The sequence below is a fragment of the Parafilimonas terrae genome, assembly GCF_900115755.1.
GTDB lineage: Bacteria > Bacteroidota > Bacteroidia > Chitinophagales > Chitinophagaceae > Parafilimonas > Parafilimonas terrae.
In genome coordinates this window covers 35,606-57,271 of record NZ_FOXQ01000013.1, presented here as the reverse complement: position 1 = coordinate 57,271, position 21,666 = coordinate 35,606, and the positions used below count along the sequence as shown (strand labels likewise).

Sequence of the window (21,666 nt, the reverse complement as noted above, 5' to 3'; positions counted from 1 at the left end):
AGCTTTTACAGAACAATCTTTTCAATTTTAATGTTATCAAGATGAAAAATAAAATGTATTCAATATTATTGCTCGGTACGGTAATAATGTTTGGCAGTTGTAAAAAATTCCTGGATGTGGTGCCCGAGACTTCATTAAGTTCGGCTACATTTTTCAAAACAGAATCAGATTTTGAACAGGCTGTAAATGCTGCCTATGTGCCATTGCGTGCCATCACAAACAATAATGCATGGGTGTTGGAAGAAATGCATTCAGATAACACTTATTATGCCCGCAATACTTTATTCGGTGCAGTGGATAACACAGAGAACGTAGCAGATTTTGCAGTGCCTACTTCAGATGGTATAACCACCAATACAAGAGTGCGTGATTTGTACCGCCAGGAATACCAGATAATTTCCCGTACAAACCAGATCCTTGCTTCAATAGATGGAGTTGATTTTGATGCAGCCTCCAAAAGTAATCTTAAAGGGCAGGCTTTATATTTAAGGGCTTACGCTTATTTTGAACTGGTACGTTTATTTGGTAAAGTGCCGCTTCATTTAACGCCGGTTACCAACAGGGAAGAAGCAGCTTTGCCTTTATCTTCAGTTGATTCTATTTACGACCAGATTAAAAAAGATGCAAGCGAAGCAGTAACACTGCTGCCCGTTAAATCCAAGCAGGAAGCAGGCCGGGCCACTTCAGGCGCTGCCGCAACTTTACTCGCAAATGTTTATATCGAGCTTAAAGACTGGGCTTCCGCAGAAGGTTTATTAAAAACGATTGTACAAAGTGGTGAGTATAAATTGATGGATGATTATAACGATGCATTTTCAAATTCATCTTCCAATAAAAATAATATTGAGTCAGTTTTTGAAGTGCAGTTTAAAGAAGGCTCGGACGGATATAACGGAAACTTTATGTATGCATTTCTGCCACGCCCTATGCTGGCTGAAGAAGTAGAAACCATTACGCATGTTTCTAACCCGCAACCGCTTTCAGAAGAAGGTAATAATATTCCTACGCCGGATATTATTGCTGCCTACGAAGAAGGCGATAAAAGAGAGGACGCTTCTATAGCGTACATAACACTGAGCACATCATTGCGCGACAATAAAGTTTATCCTTACATAAAAAAATATGCAAAAACGCATGCACTGCAGGGCAATACAGGAACTGACTGGCCGGTTTACCGTTATGCAGAAGTATTACTATTTTTAGCCGAAGCATTAAATGAAGGAAACAAACCTGCAGAAGCGGCAACTTACCTCAACATGGTACGTGCCCGTGCAGGTTTAAAAGCAACAACAGCAGTATCACAATCCGATATGCGTGATGCCATATTCAATGAAAGAAGAGTTGAGCTTGCATTTGAAAATAAACGCTGGTTCGACCTGGTAAGAACAGGCCGTATGAAAGATGTAATAACAGCATACGGGCAAAGGGTTGTGGGCAACCCGCTGGATTATTATTATCCTTCAGGTGCTAAACCGCCAAGCAATGCATTTACTGTATTGGATACAGTTTATCCGTTGCCTGCTGAAGAAGCGGCCTTAACTCCTTATTTTTAAATTTTATGAATAGATAAAGCATAAATAAATAGTTTTAAAGCCGCTAACATATAATCTAACGATAATAGTTACCGGCTTTAAATTTTTTTTTCAATGATGTAGAAAATTTATTACATGAACAAAAAGAACAATTTTTTCGTACGACTTTTTCCCGCAGTTTTTGGATTAATTTTTTTGGTAACAACGGGCTGTAACCAAACTGAATCGCACCAGGAAAGTTCAGATCCCAAATTAGCCAAGTTGAAAATTCCTGAAGGCTTTCATGCAGAGCGTTTGTACAATCCTTCAGATAACAATGAAGGCTCGTGGGTGGCAATGACGTTTGATGATAAGGGACGCATCATTGCCTGCGATCAATACGGCTATCTCTACCGCATTACTGTGCCGGCCATTGGTGCAGATACCAACACTAATAAAATGAAAGTTGACAGGCTGGAAATTAATGTGCCTGGAGATACTTCTCATGCCCGTATAAAAATGGGATTGGCGCATGGCCTGTTATGGGCATACAACAGCTTGTATGTGGTAGTAAACGATGAAGGCCAAAAAGACAGCGTTACCAGGCCGAGTGGATTATACCGCCTGCAGGATACTAACGGCGATGATGAATTTGACAAGATTACTATGATGAAACGTTTATACGGCAATGGCGAACATGGCCCGCATAGCATCATCTTATCGCCCGATAAAAAATCTTTGTATGTAATAGCAGGCAACTTTACCGACCTGCCTGAAATGGACAATTATTATCTTCCCAAAACCTGGAAGAATGACAACTTATTGCCTTTACTGCTCGATCCAAACGGGTTTGGCAACGACCGCCAGCCACCTGGCGGCTGGATTGCCAAAACAGATTCAGTTGGGTCACGCTGGGAGCTTTTCAGTTCAGGCTTCCGCAATCCCTTTGATATAGCTTTTAACGAAGACGGCGAATTGTTCACCTATGACTCCGATATGGAGTGGGATATGGGGCTGCCATGGTACAGGCCCACACGTATTTGCCATGTAACCAGCGGTTCGGAATTTGGCTACCGCGAAAACAATGGCAAATGGTCTCCGGCTTATCCTGATAATGTTCCCGCTATTTTGAATATTGGCCCTGGTTCGCCCACCAATGTTATGAGCGGGATGAATACCCGTTTCCCCGAAAAATACCGCAGGGGATTATTTGCATTTGACTGGAGTTATGGCATTATTTATCATATAGCCCTGGAACCCGAAGGTTCAACTTATAAAGGAAAGGCTGAAGAATTTATTTCAGGCTCGCCCTTACCGCTCACAGATGGTGAAATTGGCCCTGATGGCGCTTTGTATTTTCTTACAGGCGGCCGCAGGATAAACTCTGATGTTTACCGTGTTTATTATGGTAAAAATGATTTAAAAACAGAGCCTTTAAAAGTTGACGAATCTTCCGATGCTGCCAAGGCCCGTGAAATAAGAAGAAAACTTGAAGCTTTCCAGGAAAAAACAGATGCTTCAACGCTTGATGTGGCCTGGCCTTATCTTAATAACAGTGATCGTGGCATTCGCTACGCTGCACGTATTGCTGTTGAACATCTGCCCGTTCAGCAATGGCAGGCCAAGGCTTTGGCTGAGAAAGACCCGGTTGCTTTAACGCAGGCTATGGTTGCATTGGCGCGTACCGGTGATAAAAGTGCAGAAACACAAATGCTGGATGCAATGCTGGCAATTGATTATGCCCGCTTAAATACCAGCCAGCAAATAGATTTGCTCCGTGCTTTTGAGTTAACACTTTCAAGAATGGGCGATCCCGGTGCTGCATATAAAGAAAAGGTTGTTGCTTACCTCGGTCCGAAATATCCGGCAACAGACAATATTCTTAATCAACAGCTTTGCAAAGTGCTGGCTAATGTGGATGATCCGCAAATCGTTCCCAAAACCATGGCTTTGATAGCTAACTCTGTAGATGATACTACAGCAACAGCCACTGCATCTTCAGACCTTATTCTCCGCAATCCTCAATATGGAATGGATGTAGCCAATATGCTGGCTAAAAGGCCGCCGGCACAGCAAATTTACCTGGCAACGGTTTTAAGCAAGGTAAAGAACGGCTGGACGCCGGAATTATGGGAAAAATATTTCACGCTGTTTTATGGTTTCTTTGAAAAGAAAGGCGGCAACAGTTATATAGGATATATTGATGAGGCCCGCAAGAACGGCCTGGCAAATGTTCCTAAAAATGAACTGGCGCACTTTAATACTATTTCCGGTGATTCTTTGCTTGCCAATAATGGCAGGAGCGTAGTGCCTCCGGGCGGTGGGCCAAAAGGCCCTGGCCGCAGGTGGAAACTGGATGAAGCAGTGGAAATAGTGCAAAGCGATTCCACAGGCGTTCGGGATTTTAACCGTGGTAAAACTATGTTTGCCGCTTCCTTGTGCGGGGCTTGCCACAGCATTCGCGGTACAGGCGGATCTATTGGCCCTGACTTAACACAACTGGGCACACGCTTTTCCAATAAAGACATTCTTGAAGCTATTATTGATCCAAACAAAGAAGTATCAGATCAATATGCCGCCACCAATCTTATTTTAAAAGATGGCAGTACAATATTGGGAAGGCTTGTTCGCCAGGATGATAATAATTACTACATTTCTCAAAATCCTTTTGCGCCGCAGCAAATAAGAGAAGTGCCTAAAAAAGATGTATTGCGAACACAACTGTCTAATCAGTCTGTTATGTTGCCGGGATTGATTAATAATTTGAACCCGGATGAATTGAAAGACCTGATGGCTTATTTGAAATCAGGTGGTGATGAAAATAATCCTGTGTTCAAGAAAAAGTAGGAAGATTTAATGATTAATCGCGAGTTGTCAGTGGTGAGTTGTGAGAACAGGAACCTTGTATTTTACTCACAACTCACCATTCACAACTCACTATAAAAGCATTCTGTTTAAGTGATGCAGGAAGGATGGAAAAATAAAATATCCAACATTTCGCAGATTGGTGGTATAGAAACATCCGTGCTTGATAATGGCGCCGGCAAAGGAACAAGGATTGCCTGGATTAATACCGGCAGCGGGTTACGTTATAAAGTGGTGCTGGACCGTGCCATGGATATTGCGGACACTTTTTTTAACAGCCATTGCCTTTCCTGGATAAATGAAACCGGCATAACGCCGCCGCAACCTTTTTCAGATAAAGGCGCTGACTGGCTGCGTACTTTTGGAGGTGGTTTATTTGTTACCTGCGGCCTTTCGCATATCGGTGGCCCGGAATCAGATGAATATGGTGAAAGGGGGGCGCACGGGCGCATTAGTAATACACCTGCAGAAATCATATCTATCCTGCAACCTGATCTTTTTCAGAATGAAATGGAAATGAGCATTACAGGACGCATACGGGAAACATCCATTTTTGGTCCGCGGCTTGAATTGAAACGTACTATTTCAAGCCGCCTGGGCCAGCCTGTTATCCGCATAAAAGATGAGGTTAATAATAATGGTAACCAGGCTGCACCGCACATGCTGTTATATCATTTCAACTTTGGCTGGCCTTTGGCCAATGAGGGCACAGATATTTTATGGAATGGAGAATGGCAGGCCCGTGATGAAGGCAGCAAACCCATCTTCAATAAAAAAAATAATTTCCATAAATGCCCGCCGGTAATGCAGGAGCATAATGGCGGAGGAGAAGCCGCTGCATTTATTGATTGCACAGCAAATGATGAAGGATGGTGTGCCTGCGGCTTATATAATTCCGGTTTGGGGCTTGCGGTGGCACTGCATTTTCAGAAAGAACAATTGCCCTGGCTTACCAACTGGCAGCATTGGGGCAAGAGAGAATATGTTACCGGTTTGGAACCTGGCACCAATAAGGTTATAGGTCAAAAAAAAGCAAGAGAAGAGGGTGCGTTGGTTATGTTACAACCGGGAGAAACAAGGCATTACGAATTGGAGTTTGAGGTTTTACATACCGCGGAAAAAATTGAAAGCTTTTTAAAAGAAATAAATAAATAATACTTTACACCAGTTTATAAAAATTAAAACGATTCTAAAATTCAGCCATGGAAAAAGCAAATTTATTTCAGCAAGCATTGGATCAGGGAAAGGGGATATTAAGACTGGCGCCCAACTGGGTGCCAAGATCGTTTTGCGTGCCCGGCAGAAGAATAAAACTTCACCCCGATGATTATTATATTTTAGGCGGCGTGAGAGGAGGTATTGATGAGCGCTGGTTTTCTTCTACCACACCTGCAAAGAACGGGCCTTTAACCGGGGAACATGAAGGCTTAAGTTTCATTGTTTTCAATAATGGCGGTAAAGAAGAACTGCTGTTATTAAAAGATGCCGTTGACGAATTAAAAGGTGCACTTATTGGCGACCGCATCTGGAATGAATATCAAAGCTGGCCCATGTATTCCAAGTTCTTTGATAACATGGGGCCGTTGCCGCATCATATTCATCATAATGATGAAAAGGCTGCATTGATAGGACAGAAGGGTAAACCGGAAGCCTATTATTTCCCACCGCAGGTTAACAATCATGGTGGCGATTTTCCTTATACATTTTTCGGAATTGCGCCCGGCACAACTAAGGAACAAATAAAAGAGTGCCTGCAAAATTTTACAAAAGGCGATAATAAAATCACCAATTATTCGCAGGCTTTTCGCCTGGAACCTGGAACAGGTTGGGATGTTCCTCCGGGCATGTTGCATGCTCCCGGAAGCATGTGCACGTATGAGCCTCAAAAGGCATCCGATGTATTTGCAATGTACCAGTCGCTGGTGAATGAAGCTATTATTCCCGAAGAGCTTTTATGGCAGGGTGTACCCGAAAAAGATAAGGGCAATTTTGATGCTTTAATGGATATAATTGACTGGGATTTGAATACGAACCCTGATATTCTCGAAACAAGATTTATGGCGCCGAAGTCGGTAAGAACTGTTGAAGAAATGGAAGCAGAAGGCTATAGTGAAAAATGGGTTTGCTATCGCTCGGATGCTTTCAGCGCAAAAGAATTAACCGTTTTGCCTGGTGCAACCGTTACCATTAAAGACAGCGCCGCCTATGGCTTAATTATGATGCAGGGGCATGGCACAATGGGTGTGTGGAATATAGAAACACCGGCGCTTATCCGCTACGGGCAATTAACAAACGATGAGTTTTTTGTGAGCGAAACCGCTGCAAAAGAAGGCGTGAAGATTACAAACCAGTCTTCAGCCGATCCTATTGTTATGCTTAAACATTTTGGCCCGGGCAACCCGGATTTATCATTATAAAACATCTTATTCATCCAATGCTGATGGCTAAGGTTAGGTTCTTTGAAATACTCAATAATCAATGCTCCATTATTCAATATTCATTTTGCGAAGTTACAATTGAATATTCCTGCCCGACTGATTCGGTCAGGCGGGGATTACCGCTATTGAATATTGAGTGTTTTCTTAGTTAATAACAACTACATTATTCATCTTAAATTTTTAACGATATGCAGGAAAATAATTATCCCAAACTGCACAACGCCACCTGGCCTGGCGTTGTAGGAAAAGGAGATGGGTCTGAACCGGTTATTCCTTTTGATACTTTATTAAAATTTACCGCCGAAGCTGAGGTTGACGGCGTTAAATTCGATGGTGTTGATATTGGTTTATTCGATGTGCATTTTGGCATTAACCAGCCAGATGATGCTATTAAAAAACTCGCCGATAAAGTAGCTTCTTACGGATTAAAAATCGGAAGCCTCGTGGCGCCGATATGGCCACCGGACGGTGGTTCGGCAATGGGCAGTGATGAGGAAAGAAAACGTTTTGTTGAACAGGTGCGCAAGTCCTGTCATGTTGGAAAACTGCTCAGGGAAATTGGCATCCGGCCTTATGGCGTGGTGCGTATTGACTCTGCTGTAAATCCTGATTCATGGTTAAAAGACCCTGTAAATAATACAGCGCTTATTGCACAAACTTTTCGCGAAGCCTGCGATGTAGCGGCTGATTATGGTGAAAAGCTTGCTGCTGAAGGCGAAATATGCTGGGGCGGCATGCATAGCTGGAAAAAAATGATTGATACACTGGAACAGGTTGATCGTCCAAACATCGGTTTCCAGGCAGATATGTCGCATACCTTTTTATATCTTTTAGGCTACAACGCTCCCGAAGACCGCATACTCCCAGAGGATTTTAACTGGGATGATAAAGCAACGCTGGAAGCTGGTTTGAAGAAATTAACTGATGCTTTGCGCCCCTGGACAATTGATTTTCATGTTGCCCAAAATGATGGCACGGTACATGGCACCGGCTCGCATGATAAAACAGGGAAACATTGTTTGCCGAATGATCCCAATGGCAAATTAGATATTGCGAAATATGCCGGTTACTGGCTGCGCGATAATGCGGGAAATCTTACCAAAGCATTCAAACATATTTGCTGGGATGGTTGCATGTTTCCCAATGAGAAAATGATGCAGCAGCAAACCTGGAATGATATATTGGCGGCTATGGTGTCTGTACAAAAAGCGCATGGATGGAGTGAATGATATTTAAAAAGAATAATACACTCAATAAGATGAATAATCGCCCCATATCAGAATTAAGGTTATTTGCCTTCAGTGCTATGTGTATGGGTTTGTTTGTTTTGACAGGATTTAAATCACATGTCAATAAAAACGCAAGGAGTAATGATGGCTATTTATCCATATTTGATGGGAAAACATTAAAAGGCTGGCAGGGCGATTCCACTTACTGGAAAGTTGAAAATGGTTGTATAATAGGCGAAGTAACTCCATCAACTATCTTAAAGCGGAACACATTTTTGATATGGCGCGGCGGTACAACTAAAAACTTTGAATTAAAAGTGGATTACCGCATCACGAAAGGTGGCAACAGTGGTATTAATTATCGCAGCACAGAAGTGCCCGATGTGCCTTATGCTTTAAGAGGTTACCAGGAAGATATAGACGGCGCTAACCAATATACCGGTCAAAATTATGAAGAGCGCGGCCGCTGCATTATTGCTTTCAGAGGTCAAAAAGCAACGTTGCCTGTTGTTAGCAAACCTATATCTTCATTAGCTGTAAATAACATCTGGACCGCCTCGCAGCCATCATCTCTTGGAGATAAAGATTCGCTCACTCAATATATTCATGATGGCTGGAATGAATGCCATATTATAGCTAAAGGGAATCATTTATGGCACTATGTAAATGGTGTATTGATGAGTGAAGTAATAGATAATGATACGGCCAATCGTTCGTTCAGCGGGTTGCTGGGTGTACAGGTACATGTTGGCCCTCCAATGAAAGTTGAGTATAAAAATTTTATGATAAAGATGTTATCTGAATAAAAAAATATTAATAATTATAAACTGATTTTTTTGACATTTTAATCTTTATAAAATATGGCAAATAAAAAAGAATTAAGGATAGGATTGATCGGCTGCGGATTTATGGGCCGTACGCATTCCAATGCTTATAACCGCATTCGTAACTTTTTTCCGGAACTGGCATATATACCGGTTTTAAAAGCGGCATGTGCCCGCAATGAAGAAAGGGTAAAGGCTTTTGCCGAACAGTGGAATTATGAATCTTATGAAACAGATTGGAAAAAACTTATTGAGCGGGATGATATTGACGCGATAGATATATGCACGCCAAACGATACGCATGCTGAAATAGCCATTGCCGCGGCACAGGCTGGCAAAATGGTGCTTACTGAAAAACCGCTTGCCCGCAATGTGGAAGAAGCCCGCAAAATGGTTGATGCGGTAGAAAAAGCAAAAGTGGCCAATACAGTATGGTATAATTACCGCCGTATTCCTGCGGTGAGCCTGGCAAAACAAATTATAGATTCCGGGAAACTGGGAAAGATATTTCATTACCGCGCTAATTTTCTGCAGGACTGGACCATCAGTGCCGACTTACCTCAAGGCGGCGAAGGCCTTTGGCGCATGGATGCAAATGTTGCCGGTTCCGGCGTTACCGGCGATTTGCTGGCGCATTGTATTGATACCGCAATATGGCTTAACGGCAGCATTAAAGATGTGAATGCCGTTACAGAAACCTTTGTAAAAGAACGCATGCACCAGCTTACCGGCAAAGTTGAGAAAGTAGGTATTGATGATGCTTGCATATTTCATTGCCATTTTGCAAATGGTTCTTTAGGATTGTTTGAATCCACCCGTTATGCACGCGGGCACAAAGCACTTTACACATTTGAAATTAATGGTGAACATGCATCCATAAAATGGGATTTGCATGATCTCAACCGTCTTGAATATTTTGATCATTCAGATGAATCAAGGGTTCGCGGCTGGCGCTCCATTCATGTAACAGATGGCGATCAGCCTTATATGGATCATTGGTGGGTGCCGGGGCTTGGCATTGGATATGAACATTCATTTATTCACCAGGCGGCAGATTTTCTGAAGAGTTTGGAAACAGGCGAACCTTGTTCTCCCACTTTCCGTGATGCTTTTGAAACGCAGCAGGTTTGCGAAGCTGTGCTTGAATCTGCCGCTTCTGGAAGCTGGAAGGAGATTGAGTGAGTAGTTGATTGGTTGATTAGTTGAGTGGTTGATTGGGAGGAATTAAGAATTTGTAATTGGGAATTGGTTGAACGGTTGATTGGGTTGAATAGTTGATAAGTTGAAGGGGAAATAGGAACTTGGAAAAAACTTGTGAACAAGCGAACCCGTAAACCTTTGAACAGATAAAAAGAAACATTGATTGGAACAATAAAACAATATCTAAACAATAATTTTTATCATGAATAAAAAAATAAAACAGCTCGCAGGCCTTTGCGGCTTTGCTATTGTAACAGGAGCTTTTGTTTTTAGCGGTTGTAATTCTGCCAACGGCAATACAGAAGCTACAGAACAAGGTTCACCTGACTCCACAGGTTTTGTAAGCATATTTGATGGCAGCACTTTAAATGGCTGGGAAGGCGATACGGCTGTGTGGCATGTGGAAGACGGGGCTATTGTTGGACAGGTAACGCCTGAATCCACGCCTTTAAAAGCGAACACGTTTTTAATATGGAAAGATGGCACACCGGGAGATTTTGAGCTTACAGCGGAATATGAAATTTCTGCTGAAGGCAACAGCGGTATTCAATACAGGAGCGAAGAGGTGGAAGGTGTTCCGTTTGGGTTAAGAGGTTATCAAATGGATATTGATGGCGCCAATACTTACACCGGGCAGAATTATGAAGAAAGGGCCCGCTGCATTGTGGCATTCCGCGGGCAAAAAGTAACGCTGCCGCCGGTAACTGATTCAATTAGTAACCTGGCAAAAAGAAATGTATGGTCTCCTGCCATAATAAATGATTCGTTGGGCAACCCCGATTCTTTAAAAGCTAAAATAAATGCTGGCTGGAACACTTGCCGCATTGTTGCTAAAGGCAATCATTTGCAGCATTATATTAATGATGTATTAATGTGCGATGTTACAGACGATGATACCGCCAACCGCAAAGCATCAGGATTAATAGGACTGCAAATGCATGCAGGGCATATCATGAAGGTTTCTTTTAAAAATATTAAGATTAAAGAACTGAAATAAGGAATTTAAAAGGTTCATACTGCGAACAGGGCTTTTGAAACAAACCACATAGGCACATAGTCTTTAGCATTAACAAGGGCAAAGAGCAACACGAAGACTTTCATCTAAGATGAAAATACTATCATCCGCTTTGCACTTGCTTGATGCTAAATGCGTCATCCTAAATAGTTACTATGTTTCTATGTGTTTAAAATAAGTATAAATAACTTCAGCATTAATTATTTTGCTGTGGCCCGGCTTTCCAGAATTCATCTGTAAAATCATCATTACAAACAGTGCCGGCTGTTGCCTGCAGCCGGCTACCTATTTCTTTTAGCTGCACTTCCGTTAATATATTTTCAAGATGCGGAAACAGTTCCCGTTCTTCATAGCGCACGTGGTTATCAACCGTGTCGGCAAGTGTTGCCAGTTGCTGTGGCTGAACAATTGGCGAGGCCATAATCGATTCAACCTGTTTACTAATATCAGCATGTTCATTCAATGCTTTTTGTACAGCCGCATCTTTTACCGGCACAAATAAAATTGTTTCTTCTTCAATAAAATGTGGGTGTATATGTACCTCCCAGAAATATTGCACATAAGCTTTTATACGTGCCGTGTCAATGTTCAGTTTTAAACCTGTTCTTATCTTCCAGCAAGACAATAATGTGGCATGATGGTCTCTTGAAAGCTGAACAAGGTTTTCGTTTCTTTTAATAGGCATTGCTCAAATGGTTTTTATTGTTGTATTATTATGTGTGATCATTCTTTTGTTATTGCAAACTGGTCATGCAATTTATTTATGCGATGCAAGAACTATATGCATTAGCTGTTTTAATTGCAGCAGATTCCCGAACTTACAAAATCTCTGAAAAACCATAAATTTAAATCGGTTGCATTAATCATTATCTATCATTAATTTCGCCTGCTAAAATTTTAAAAAATGCTTTTGCTTGGTATAGATATAGGAACTTCATCGGTTAAAATTTCTATAGTGGATGCGGCAACGCAGCAGGCCATTGTTTCTGCGCAATATCCCGAAACCGAAGCGCCGATCATAAGCCTTCAAAATGGCTGGGCCGAACAAAACCCCGATTCATGGTGGGCATATTTTCAGCAGGCTTTAATGCAGGCAAATGTTTCAGGAAAGTATGATCCGAAAGATATTGCTGCCATTGGTATTGGATACCAGATGCACGGCCTTGTTGCGGTGAACGAAGCGCAGCTTCCTCTACGCAACAGCATAATATGGTGCGATAGCCGCGCTGTGCCTTACGGCGAAAAAGCATTTGAAAGTATTGGCGAAGAAAAATGTTTAAGCTGCCTGTTAAACTCACCCGGCAATTTTACTGCGGCGAAACTTGCCTGGTTAAAAGAAAATGAACCTGAAATATTTAAACAGGTATTCAAAATAATGTTGCCCGGTGATTTTATTGCCATGCGCTTAACGGGTGATATCACCACCACGCCATCTGCGCTTTCCGAAGGCATATTCTGGGACTTTAAGCATGAGGAAATATCAAAAGATGTAATGCAGTTTTTCGGTTTTAAGAATGATATCATCCCTGATTGTAAAGCTGTTTTCAGCACCCATGGTTTTTTAAAAGAAGACGTTGCCGGTAAGCTTGGTTTAAAACATGGCATTCCTGTGAGTTATAAGGCTGGCGACCAGCTAAACAATGCACTTTCGTTGAATGTGATGGAGCCGGGCGAAGTAGCTGCAACCGCAGGCACTTCGGGCGTTATTTATACTGTTGCCGATGATTTGGTATATGATAAACAAAGCCGCGTAAACAGTTTTGCCCATCTTAATTATACAAAAGATAACAAGCGGATAGGTGTATTGCTTTGCATAAATGGAACGGGCATTATGAATAGCTGGATAAGGAAATGTATGGGCAGCAATAAAACATATTCTCAATTGAATGAAGAAGCTGCTGCCATTCCCCAAGGCAGCGAAGGTTTACTGGTTTTTCCTTTTGGTAATGGCGCTGAGCGAATGCTTAATAATAAACTGCCTGGTTCATCAATAATAAATATCGATTTAAATAAGCATACGCCTGCACATGTTTACCGTGCTGCACAGGAAGGCATTGCTTATGCATTTCGTTACGGGCTCGATATAATGCGTGAGAATAATATTGAACCGAAAGTTATTCGGGCCGGCAAAGCCAATATGTTTTTAAGCGATGTATTTGTAGATGCTTTTGTAAACATTACGAATGTGCCGGTTGAATTATACAATAATGATGGAAGTGTGGGCGCTGCTTTAGGCGCAGGCATTGGCGCTAAAATATTTGAAAGCCCTAAAGATGCTTTTACGAATATGAAATGTGTAAAGCTTGTTGAGCCAAACGGTAAAAAGCTTTACGAGAAAAGCTATGAAAAATGGAAGGCTGAACTTGTAAAGAACCTTGGGGAATAAAACTTGGGCCAATGGGCTGGGGTTATATACATTCCGGAGATACGGGGCTTCAACTTATTCTGAACGATAACACAAAAGTGTTGATTGGCACACATCGCGCTGATGAAATGGAAGCAGTTTTACATTCTTTAAAATTGTTATAGCCACAGCATCCAGCCATTAAATTTCACTCCGAATAATCATGTACATATTTCCATCTTTCAGGAGATGGCAAACATTCACGCCAAACAGAATTGATTGTTTTTACAGGATGAAGCAGATAACCTGCTGCCATTAATTTATAAGATTGATAAATATCGGAGCCCCAGTGTTTCCAGCGTTCATCATGCGTGTATGGATGAACAGCAATGGCTTCGGTTCTTGCACCAAAAACACCGCCCTGGATATGAACGCGTGGTAAATGATGCGCAAATCCCATATCTGTTGGATTACAACTCGGGTATAACGAGCCCGTCATCGCAATTTTATTATTTTGAATAATGGGATTGATAAGATCATCAATCCACGTTGCATCGTACATGCGCCCGTGATTGGAACAGATGTAAATAAAATATGGATACTTACACATTGAAACAGCTATATTCATAGCAGGCCCGTACATAATATTATTACCCGGCCATGTATAATTATATTCAACATTATCTTCTTTAAAAAAATCGTGTTGCTGCTTTTTATCTTCATCGCTGTTATCAATAATTATAAGCTGAAATTTCCATGATGGATGCGCTTTTATGGTAGGCAATACATCGCGTTGCATGCGCATGTTAAACCTTTCTGCATTGTTGTGCGGAATCAAGATAACACTAACGCCAAAATCATTTCCTTTTAACGGCGATTGCATAAATGTCAGTGGGATTTGTAACGGTGTCGATCATAAAAAATTCAAATATGGAAAGCCAGTTTTCCAGCATATCATAATGAACATTATGATAATATTCGCCTTCATATAAATTAGGCCCGCCATCCACACAGGAATGTGTTGCCCTTCCTTTTCCGGCTGCTGTAATTAAAAATATGCCACCACGATCCAGTATATCAAATGCTGTTTTACAAATCTCCTGCCCTTCATTGGTATGTTCAAGCGTTTCGCAACAAACAACCGTATCAAATTTCTCTTTAGGTTTTGGCCGCCATGTAGCCGCATTGCCAACAACATCTACGTTAGTGCCTTCCCGCACATCAACACCAATATATCTTTCAGCATCTTTAAACAAAGGCCTCACAAGGCCATTGTGTGCATGGGCATTGTTATCCCAAATAACTGTTCTGCTGCCCAGTTCACAAACTTTTTTCCTGGGCGGCAATCTTTTTACAGCCCACTCAATAAAATAATAAGCACCTGCATGCATAAATTTTGGTTTGAATGATGAATTAAAATTCTTTTAATTATTTTTTGTTTACCAGCAAATGAATGTATGGCATCACGGTTGTGTCACTCCCTTGTACTGTTGTTTTTCATGGCAGCTATAAATCCCGGGTAACCTTTAATTTTTTTTATTGATCAAGCTGTTTACACAATCAGCCTTTACATATTTATCAGTTTGCACCAATTCGTTTACAAGCAATTTACACCAGGGAAATTATCAGCATAATCAATAAAAATTATATAAGCGCCTTTAACCAAATAAGCAGCAAACTGGTTAAAATCGGCTGCTACATTTTTTGTACACTTCCTTTATTGCAAGGTAAGAGTAAATTTACGTTCTTGCCCGCCATGCCCAATTTGATTGGGCATCCGCTCTTAAAATAACAATTCAATTTTCAATAACACACGGCTTTAATCCTTCATTAAATGTTTATCAAAGCCGGCGGCAACAAGCTGTTCGTAAGCCTGCCAGGTATCACCTGGAATTTTCTGGTAAACCTGGAAGCCTTTGGCCGGATAAAATTTTATGCGCTGCAAATCGCCCACCATAATATTGATCACTTTTTCAAGCGGTATTTCTTCTGTTGGATAATCTTCAAATGCAATTTGAGGAGAAGTAACTATCAGTTTTTTGCCAGGCCAGTGCTGTTTAAAAGTGGCATAACTTCTTCTTTCCATATATGGCTTCTGTACCACGATAAAAGAAGACGGCTCAATCTTTTTTTCTTTCAGCAATTCTTGTGTAAACAAAATATTTTCACCGGTATTGGTTGATTTATTTTCAATAAGTATTGCATCTTTTGGGACGCCCATTTTTACGGCAACCGCCGTAAATAAATCCGCTTCAGACTGCGTCCACATTTCTTTGGTGAAATTGCCAAGGCCGCCGGAAAAAATAAGTAATGGCGCCCAGCCATCGAGGTATAATTGTGCAGCACGTTCCGCTACACGCAAGTCGTGGCTGCCCAGTGCCAGAATACAATCCGCTTTTTCCAATGTATGATTAGTGTGATGATAATCCCAGAGTTTTTTAGCAAGTGCAAGCGTTTCTTTATTCAGCATGGCGCTAAAATAAAACAGGAAATTGTTATTGATGGCTGGTAATGTTTTTTTAGAAAATAATAAAGTGAAAATTTGAGATGCACTTTTGTTAAACCTGCTGTGAACTTTCAGCAATAAATATTAGAATTGCCGCATTAATCGTTTAACAGTTTAATGTGAGCCCGGGATAAGGATTATTTCGAGACTCACGTTAATTTAATAATTGCTGATAACAATCACGGCGGCATGGCTAAGGGCAAACGTTCTAAGAAAAAGTCGGGCAACAAATCGTTTTTAGTCGCTTCAGTTATCGTGGCGGCATTATCAGTATTTATCTGGATTCAATATCTCATTAAACAAAAAAAAGAAGCGGCTCATTTTGCACTTTATCCCGATTTTGGGATTGAGGTGCCGCTGGGGTATAGCATTCATGGCATTGATGTAAGCAATTACCAAGGCAATATTCACTGGCCGGCCGTGGCGCAAATGCAGGATCAGGATATCAGCATAAAATTTGCATTTATTAAAGCCACTGAAGGACTAAATAATGTTGACAGGAAGTTTAAACGTAACTGGCAAAACGCGAAGGAAAGTAATATAACACGTGGCGCTTATCATTTTTTCCTGGCCACAAAAAGTGGCCGCAAGCAGGCGCAGAATTTTATTAAGCATGTTCAGTTGCAGCCCGGCGATTTGCCTCCCGTGCTTGATATTGAAGAATTGTATGGCGTGCGGCCAGACAGCATGCGCAGCCGCATTCGTGCATGGCTTACCACTGTTGAAGAAGCCTATAATGTAAAGCCGGTTATTTATACCAGCGCATCGTTTTACAAAAATTTTCTTGGTCACGAGTTTGATGAATACCCGTTGTGGGTGGCACATTATTTTGTGAAGGAGCAGCCCGGAGTTGCTGAGGGCTGGTATTTCTGGCAGCACAATGCAACAGGCAAGGTAAACGGCATAAAAACGCGTGTTGATTTTAATGTATTCAGCGGCGATACCACTTTATTCAAAAGCCTGCTGGTGCAATAGCCTGCAAAATGAAAATGCATTTACATTTTTGGCTTTTGAATTTTTACTTTTGACTGAATGGAATACATTGAACATTTAAAGAAAGATAAAAAACTTGCTGCCTTTATAAATGGGCCGGTACATGAGCGCATACAACCGCATAAAAATATTCCGCTGCAATTAATTGGCAGTATTATGAGCCAACAGTTGAGCACTAAGGTGGTCGACGTTATATATAAACGATTTCTTGCCTTGTATAATAATAAACCACCAAAACCGCAGCAGATAATTGATACACCGGGCGAAGCCCTGCGTGGTATCGGTTTATCAAATGCCAAAGTTAATTATGTAAAAAATGTAGCTGCTTTTTGCATGGAGCATAAGATAACGGATAAAAAGCTGCATGCCATGAGCAATGAGGATATTATTACATTGCTTACCCAAATAAAAGGCGTGGGTAAATGGACGGTTGAAATGTTATTGATGTTTGCGCTGGGCCGTGAAGATGTTTTTTCTATTGATGATTATGGTGTGCGTTCAGCTATGATTAAAATGTATAAGCTTGATAAGCTTGATAAGAAAAAACTAAATGAAAGGCTGCTGAAAATATCGGGTAAATGGTCGCCTTACAGAACCTATGGCTGTTTATATTGCTGGCATTTAAAAGATAATGCGCCGGTGGTGGAGAAGGCGTAATATATCTCAAATAATACTTTAACCTATAAAACAAAAACACACATGCTTACATCCATTCATCCAAAACTGCCCATGCGCAGTAAATCCGTTACAAAAGATTATTACATAAACCAATTAGGCTTTGAACAGTTTGGTGGTGATTATGATAATTATCTCATGGTGCAAAAGGATAATATTCAAATTCATTTTTTTGAATTTAAAGACCTTGACCCTAAAGAAAATTATGGCCAGGTATATATCAGAACAAACGCTATTGACGCATTTTATCAATGGTTACTGGATAATAAAGTAGCGATACATCCAAATGGCCGCCTTCAGTTACAGCCCTGGAAGCAGAAGGAATTTTCTTTGCTTGATCCTGATAATAATTTGCTCACATTCGGGCAGGATGCATAATTGCAAATAGAAAGATAGTTGCGCCATGCACGGGGCAAGGCGCAACCATAATTTTTTTTTAAGGCGTAGCTGGCGCTATATCTTTAACCGGCACCGGCCATATTCCGGGCGCCGGAAACGAGATGCCTTTGTTTGCGCCCATAACCATTGCATCCTGGCCAAAATAATACAATGGCCAGCCTTTATAGGTGAGTTGCGTTTTGCCATATACATCAATGGTATTGAATAAAGATGCATCCAGCGACGAAGGCGCTACCACATCGCCTTGCTGATAAATAGGCCATATTGCATCGTTAGAAAAATCGGGCTTGGTGAAATTATTTTTATCAAACTTGTCATTAATGAACGTATATAATGTAATGCCATTACCATCTGTAAAATATAATGTTTTCCCTGTTCCTTCTGTGTAATCTGAAGTATAATTTTTTCCATCGTGACCCACCAACTGGGCATTGGTAAGCATAATGGTATAATCAGGTTTTGCAACAAACCATATACCGCCAACATTTTCGCCTGTGGTTTCGCCCGGCCCTTCAGGTGTGTTGGTGCCATTTACAGAGGGAGCATAATAATACAGCGGCCTGCCTTTATACACCAGTTGCGATTTACCGGAAGCATTGGTAGTGGTGCCGAAATCGGCAACATCGAGGCCGGTGCCAAATTTATCAGCCGTAATGGCGTCAATGGTAAATGCAGGCCATAAAGCCTCGCATCCGCCTGAGCATGTGCTCGTGCCCGAAGCATCATTTGCAAAGTAATACAGCGTTCTGCCATCTTTATCTGTAAGAATTTCCCCTAATGAAGCATTTGTGGCAAGCTGAACCTGTATAGGCGAAGTTGGGGGCGGTGTGTCATCATTTGATTTTTTACATCCGCTGGCTAAAATAAAAATAGCAAAAGCCATAAACAGGTGTATTATAAATTGTTGCCTGCTGCTATAAACAATTAAATGTTTGATATTACTTGAGATGCTTTTCATTGCATGAGTTTTAAATTGGTAATAAAAATCTCTGTTAATGAGAATTAAAGGATGATATACAGAATCATTGCCCTGGACGGTTGGTTTACAGCCCTCCAAAATTGTAATGTTGGCTTAATCAGAATCGATTCGATTATTGCTATGGCATATTAAACCACTAGGAATTTGTAAAGGTTGCTTTAATGAAACAAATATTATTTGTGCAGCATTTGCTGCAATATCTTTTGAAGTTGAACCTGGAGAGGCTGGCAGCCGTTATAAAAAAATAAAGCATATTTTAAAGCGAAAACTTATAATATGCAAAGTGGACTTTATTTTGCGCCATGGAATTTTTTGAGAAGGTACTTAAATTCGGTATAGTTGGGTTTATCGGAATGCTTGTTGACTTCCTGGTAACCTGGCTATTAAAGGAGAAATTAAAGATAAATAAGTACATGGCCAATAGCCTTGGTTTTACCTGCGCGGTTATCAATAATTTTTACCTCAACCTTAAATGGACATTCCAGGCAACCGGCAACACAAATATTTTCTTTATAAAATTTATCCTTATTTCGGTAGTGGGCCTTGCGTTGAATAATATGTTTGTTTATCTTTTTAATGAAAGGTTTTCAATCAATTTTTACGTTTCAAAAGTGCTGGCGGTAGTTTGTGTTTTTGCCTGGAATTTTACCGCTAATAACTATTTTAATTTCCATACCTGATAGTTAGCCTTTAACATATTGATTATCTTTGGGTAAATTAAAATTCCAAGTTATGGCATTCATCATTCCCTGTCTCGATAAATCTCCCCGCTTTGGTTCAAACTGTTTTATTGCGCCCAATGCTGCAGTAGTTGGCGATGTTATTATGGGAGATGAATGCAGCGTATGGTTTAATGCTGTAGTTCGCGGTGATGTAAACCATATAAAATTAGGTAACCGGGTTAATGTACAGGACGGCGCCGTTATTCATTGCACTTATCAAAAGAATGCAACTGAAATAGGAAACAATGTATCCATCGGCCACAACGCTATTGTGCATGGCTGTACAATAGAAGACGATGTGCTTATTGGAATGGGCGCCATTGTAATGGACAGGTGCATTATAAAAAGCAATTCTATAGTTGCAGCCGGCGCTATTGTGCTTGAAGGTACCGTGGTTGAATCCGGGTCAATTTATGCAGGCATTCCTGCTAAAAAAGTAAAAGATATTTCAACCGACAGCATACATGGCGAAATAGAACGCATCGCCAAAAACTATACAAAATATTCTTCCTGGTTTTCCGAATATAATGCAGCAAAATAGATTAAGTTATTGTCTAATAGCAGTTGACTGTTGGCCGCAATTTTAAAACTTACTGTTTTTGAACACCCGGGGCAGTAAGTGTTTCCCCAATCAATATTTACGACGATTAATACCCAATTGTGTTAATTCATTGTAACTTAAGTAGTTGAGGAAGCGCTTTTGCCAGTTATGGAATGAATATTGTTGAGCAATGCTAACTAATTATTAATATGAAACCATTCGAATACAGCACCTTTACCGAAACGGTTATTAGTGAAGACGGCAACCTGCAGGACTTTTACCGTCTTGCCAATGTATTGAGCAAAACCCGCCATGTTCACCTGATGTCAAAAGAAGATGATGCTATAGTGGTTGAATGGCATTACAAATATCGTGGCGATGCTTTGTCCCTTCAATACAGCGTTTATAACGGCGTTACACTGTTGTATAATGGCAAAGACAAAAAGAATGCAGATAAAATTGCCGGCCGGTTACGTAACGGTTAATAATTATTTTCAGGAATAGATTCAAGGATGTTATAATAGCTGAGATAACGCTCCATATATATTTTCCCTTCTTCTACAGCTTCTTTTACTGCACAGCCCGGTTCTTCAATATGTAAACAGTTATTAAACCTGCATTGCTGCAGCAGATTTCGCATTTCAGGAAAATAATGCGATAATTCAGTCCTTTCCATATTGGTTAATGCAAATTCCCGTATGCCGGGCGTGTCAATTATTCTTCCGCCAAAAGGCAGGTCATGCATTTCAGCAAAAGTGGTAGTGTGCATGCCTTTGCCGCTCCAGTTACTCACTTCTTTTGTGCGAAGCCCTAAATGTGGAAGAAGATAATTAATGAATGTGGATTTTCCTGTGCCGCTATGGCCATACCCCAGCGTGGTATTATTTTTCAACAGACTTTTTATTGTATCCAGCCCATCATTTGTTTTTACACTTATTGCATACACAGGATAATGGATGCTCTCATAAATCTTTTTAAGCTTGTCAAAATTGTCCCATTCTTTCTTTTTATAAATATCGGTTTTATTAAAAACAATTAACGATGGAATATGATAGGCTTCTGCCGCTACAAGGCACCTGTCAATAAAGCCCTGCGAGGTCCTTGGCTCTTTTAAAGTTGCAAGCAATAAAGCCTGGTCAATATTGGAAGCAATTATATGCTGTTGCTTTTTATTCCTCGGCGAATTGCGGGCTATATAATTCTTTCTTTCATAAATATTATTAATGATGGCATTGTTGCCGGCGGCATCTTCCATTTCAATTTCAACTATATCACCCACGGCAACAGGATTGGTTGAGGTTATATCATCAATTTTAAAAATTCCTTTCATCCGTGCATTGTAAATTGCACCATCTTCGGTTTTTGCTGTGTACCAACTGCCTGTTGATTTATAGATACGCGCAAGCATTTAACGAAGATAGATGA

21 protein-coding genes are annotated in these 21,666 nt (G+C 40.8%); 15 read left to right on the top strand and 6 right to left on the bottom strand.

Going from position 1 to position 21,666, the window contains the following annotated elements; all coding sequences use genetic code 11:
• Nucleotides 1–41 precede the first annotated feature (41 nt).
• From BM015_RS17620 to BM015_RS17585, 8 genes are all read left to right on the top strand, one after another.
• Entirely contained in the window at nt 42–1,553 is a 1,512-nt protein-coding gene (locus tag BM015_RS17620) for a RagB/SusD family nutrient uptake outer membrane protein (protein WP_090661796.1), read from the top strand.
• A gap of 114 nt (nt 1,554–1,667) precedes the next feature.
• Nucleotides 1,668–4,358: a c-type cytochrome gene (locus BM015_RS17615; RefSeq protein ID WP_090661793.1), complete on the top strand. Its 2,691-nt coding sequence runs from the start codon at nt 1,668–1,670 to the stop codon at nt 4,356–4,358.
• Nucleotides 4,359–4,472: 114 nt separating this feature from the next.
• Nucleotides 4,473–5,531, top strand: a complete 1,059-nt coding sequence (locus BM015_RS17610; RefSeq protein WP_090661789.1) for an aldose 1-epimerase family protein — start codon at nt 4,473–4,475, stop codon at nt 5,529–5,531.
• Nucleotides 5,532–5,578: 47 nt separating this feature from the next.
• Nucleotides 5,579–6,793: a cupin domain-containing protein gene (locus BM015_RS17605; RefSeq protein WP_090661786.1), complete on the top strand. Its 1,215-nt coding sequence runs from the start codon at nt 5,579–5,581 to the stop codon at nt 6,791–6,793.
• A gap of 209 nt (nt 6,794–7,002) precedes the next feature.
• A complete protein-coding gene (locus tag BM015_RS17600) occupies nt 7,003–8,043 on the top strand; it encodes a sugar phosphate isomerase/epimerase family protein (RefSeq protein ID WP_090661783.1) in 1,041 nt (346 codons plus the stop codon).
• Between the two features lie 29 nt (nt 8,044–8,072).
• Nucleotides 8,073–8,849, top strand: coding sequence for a 3-keto-disaccharide hydrolase (locus BM015_RS17595; protein WP_245751474.1), 777 nt, complete (start codon nt 8,073–8,075; stop codon nt 8,847–8,849).
• A 54-nt stretch (nt 8,850–8,903) separates the two neighbouring features.
• A complete protein-coding gene (locus BM015_RS17590) occupies nt 8,904–10,049 on the top strand; it encodes a Gfo/Idh/MocA family protein (protein WP_090661780.1) in 1,146 nt (381 codons plus the stop codon).
• A gap of 220 nt (nt 10,050–10,269) precedes the next feature.
• Entirely contained in the window at nt 10,270–11,064 is a 795-nt protein-coding gene (locus BM015_RS17585) for a 3-keto-disaccharide hydrolase (protein ID WP_090661777.1), read from the top strand.
• Between the two features lie 214 nt (nt 11,065–11,278).
• Here BM015_RS17585 and BM015_RS17580 read toward each other — a convergent pair whose 3' ends face one another.
• Nucleotides 11,279–11,767, bottom strand: coding sequence for a hemerythrin domain-containing protein (locus BM015_RS17580; protein ID WP_090661774.1), 489 nt, complete (start codon nt 11,765–11,767; stop codon nt 11,279–11,281).
• Between the two features lie 219 nt (nt 11,768–11,986).
• Between BM015_RS17580 and BM015_RS17575 the strand changes: the two genes are divergently transcribed.
• Nucleotides 11,987–13,468, top strand: a complete 1,482-nt coding sequence (locus tag BM015_RS17575; RefSeq protein ID WP_090661770.1) for a xylulokinase — start codon at nt 11,987–11,989, stop codon at nt 13,466–13,468.
• Between the two features lie 166 nt (nt 13,469–13,634).
• Here BM015_RS17575 and BM015_RS17570 read toward each other — a convergent pair whose 3' ends face one another.
• The 3 genes from BM015_RS17570 to BM015_RS17560 all read right to left on the bottom strand — a co-directional run bounded on the left by BM015_RS17570 (nt 13,635) and on the right by BM015_RS17560 (nt 15,896).
• On the bottom strand, nt 13,635–14,309 hold the full coding sequence (locus BM015_RS17570; RefSeq protein ID WP_090661767.1) for a glycosyltransferase family 2 protein: 675 nt from the start codon (nt 14,307–14,309) through the stop codon (nt 13,635–13,637).
• A complete protein-coding gene (locus BM015_RS17565; RefSeq protein WP_090661764.1) occupies nt 14,284–14,817 on the bottom strand; it encodes a methyltransferase domain-containing protein in 534 nt (177 codons plus the stop codon). Before BM015_RS17565 ends, BM015_RS17570 begins: the two co-directional genes overlap by 26 nt.
• 428 nt (nt 14,818–15,245) lie before the next feature.
• The gene (locus BM015_RS17560; RefSeq protein WP_090662034.1) at nt 15,246–15,896 is read right to left on the bottom strand and encodes a YdcF family protein; all 651 of its coding nucleotides are present in this window, start codon (nt 15,894–15,896) and stop codon (nt 15,246–15,248) included.
• Between the two features lie 225 nt (nt 15,897–16,121).
• Here BM015_RS17560 and BM015_RS17555 point away from each other — a divergent pair, with 225 nt between their 5' ends.
• From BM015_RS17555 to BM015_RS17545, 3 genes are read left to right on the top strand one after another with little or no spacing between them, the layout of a single operon-like run.
• Entirely contained in the window at nt 16,122–16,907 is a 786-nt protein-coding gene (locus BM015_RS17555; protein ID WP_090661758.1) for a glycoside hydrolase family 25 protein, read from the top strand.
• 57 nt (nt 16,908–16,964) lie between these two features.
• On the top strand, nt 16,965–17,582 hold the full coding sequence (locus BM015_RS17550; RefSeq protein ID WP_090661755.1) for a DNA-3-methyladenine glycosylase family protein: 618 nt from the start codon (nt 16,965–16,967) through the stop codon (nt 17,580–17,582).
• 42 nt (nt 17,583–17,624) lie between these two features.
• Nucleotides 17,625–17,978 (top strand): bleomycin resistance protein, encoded by a 354-nt coding sequence (locus BM015_RS17545; protein WP_090661752.1) that lies wholly within the window; start codon nt 17,625–17,627, stop codon nt 17,976–17,978.
• A gap of 58 nt (nt 17,979–18,036) precedes the next feature.
• Here the strand turns inward: BM015_RS17545 and BM015_RS17540 are convergent, their stop codons facing one another.
• Nucleotides 18,037–18,957 carry a COG4315 family predicted lipoprotein gene (locus BM015_RS17540; RefSeq protein WP_218148532.1) on the bottom strand — a complete coding sequence of 307 codons (921 nt, stop codon included), beginning with the start codon at nt 18,955–18,957 and terminating at the stop codon, nt 18,037–18,039.
• A 323-nt stretch (nt 18,958–19,280) separates the two neighbouring features.
• On the opposite strand from BM015_RS17540, the gene BM015_RS17530 reads away from it, so the two are divergent.
• The 3 genes from BM015_RS17530 (at nt 19,281) to BM015_RS17520 (ending at nt 20,726) form a co-directional block, all read left to right on the top strand.
• Nucleotides 19,281–19,658, top strand: a complete 378-nt coding sequence (locus tag BM015_RS17530) for a GtrA family protein (RefSeq protein WP_090661747.1) — start codon at nt 19,281–19,283, stop codon at nt 19,656–19,658.
• Between the two features lie 52 nt (nt 19,659–19,710).
• Nucleotides 19,711–20,241, top strand: coding sequence for a gamma carbonic anhydrase family protein (locus BM015_RS17525; RefSeq protein WP_090662028.1), 531 nt, complete (start codon nt 19,711–19,713; stop codon nt 20,239–20,241).
• Nucleotides 20,242–20,450: 209 nt separating this feature from the next.
• A complete protein-coding gene (locus BM015_RS17520; protein ID WP_090661744.1) occupies nt 20,451–20,726 on the top strand; it encodes a hypothetical protein in 276 nt (91 codons plus the stop codon).
• On the opposite strand, the gene rsgA is transcribed toward BM015_RS17520, so the two are convergent.
• A complete protein-coding gene (gene rsgA, locus BM015_RS17515) occupies nt 20,723–21,649 on the bottom strand; it encodes a ribosome small subunit-dependent GTPase A (RefSeq protein WP_090661741.1) in 927 nt (308 codons plus the stop codon). The two genes, BM015_RS17520 and rsgA, sit on opposite strands and share 4 nt — an antisense overlap.
• Nucleotides 21,650–21,666 lie beyond the last annotated feature (17 nt).

Bases quoted from the DNA above. Each gene is read 5' to 3' on its own strand.
- BM015_RS17620 (WP_090661796.1), top strand. From the start codon at position 42: ATGAAAAATAAAATGTATTCAATATTATTGCTCGGTACGGTAATAATG.
- BM015_RS17615 (WP_090661793.1), top strand. From the start codon at position 1,668: ATGAACAAAAAGAACAATTTTTTCGTACGACTTTTTCCCGCAGTTTTT.
- BM015_RS17610 (WP_090661789.1), top strand. From the start codon at position 4,473: ATGCAGGAAGGATGGAAAAATAAAATATCCAACATTTCGCAGATTGGT.
- BM015_RS17605 (WP_090661786.1), top strand. From the start codon at position 5,579: ATGGAAAAAGCAAATTTATTTCAGCAAGCATTGGATCAGGGAAAGGGG.
- BM015_RS17600 (WP_090661783.1), top strand. From the start codon at position 7,003: ATGCAGGAAAATAATTATCCCAAACTGCACAACGCCACCTGGCCTGGC.
- BM015_RS17595 (WP_245751474.1), top strand. From the start codon at position 8,073: ATGAATAATCGCCCCATATCAGAATTAAGGTTATTTGCCTTCAGTGCT.
- BM015_RS17590 (WP_090661780.1), top strand. From the start codon at position 8,904: ATGGCAAATAAAAAAGAATTAAGGATAGGATTGATCGGCTGCGGATTT.
- BM015_RS17585 (WP_090661777.1), top strand. From the start codon at position 10,270: ATGAATAAAAAAATAAAACAGCTCGCAGGCCTTTGCGGCTTTGCTATT.
- BM015_RS17580 (WP_090661774.1), bottom strand. From the start codon at position 11,767: ATGCCTATTAAAAGAAACGAAAACCTTGTTCAGCTTTCAAGAGACCAT.
- BM015_RS17575 (WP_090661770.1), top strand. From the start codon at position 11,987: ATGCTTTTGCTTGGTATAGATATAGGAACTTCATCGGTTAAAATTTCT.
- BM015_RS17570 (WP_090661767.1), bottom strand. From the start codon at position 14,309: ATGCAATCGCCGTTAAAAGGAAATGATTTTGGCGTTAGTGTTATCTTG.
- BM015_RS17565 (WP_090661764.1), bottom strand. From the start codon at position 14,817: ATGCATGCAGGTGCTTATTATTTTATTGAGTGGGCTGTAAAAAGATTG.
- BM015_RS17560 (WP_090662034.1), bottom strand. From the start codon at position 15,896: ATGCTGAATAAAGAAACGCTTGCACTTGCTAAAAAACTCTGGGATTAT.
- BM015_RS17555 (WP_090661758.1), top strand. From the start codon at position 16,122: ATGGCTAAGGGCAAACGTTCTAAGAAAAAGTCGGGCAACAAATCGTTT.
- BM015_RS17550 (WP_090661755.1), top strand. From the start codon at position 16,965: ATGGAATACATTGAACATTTAAAGAAAGATAAAAAACTTGCTGCCTTT.
- BM015_RS17545 (WP_090661752.1), top strand. From the start codon at position 17,625: ATGCTTACATCCATTCATCCAAAACTGCCCATGCGCAGTAAATCCGTT.
- BM015_RS17540 (WP_218148532.1), bottom strand. From the start codon at position 18,957: ATGAAAAGCATCTCAAGTAATATCAAACATTTAATTGTTTATAGCAGC.
- BM015_RS17530 (WP_090661747.1), top strand. From the start codon at position 19,281: ATGGAATTTTTTGAGAAGGTACTTAAATTCGGTATAGTTGGGTTTATC.
- BM015_RS17525 (WP_090662028.1), top strand. From the start codon at position 19,711: ATGGCATTCATCATTCCCTGTCTCGATAAATCTCCCCGCTTTGGTTCA.
- BM015_RS17520 (WP_090661744.1), top strand. From the start codon at position 20,451: ATGAAACCATTCGAATACAGCACCTTTACCGAAACGGTTATTAGTGAA.
- rsgA (WP_090661741.1), bottom strand. From the start codon at position 21,649: ATGCTTGCGCGTATCTATAAATCAACAGGCAGTTGGTACACAGCAAAA.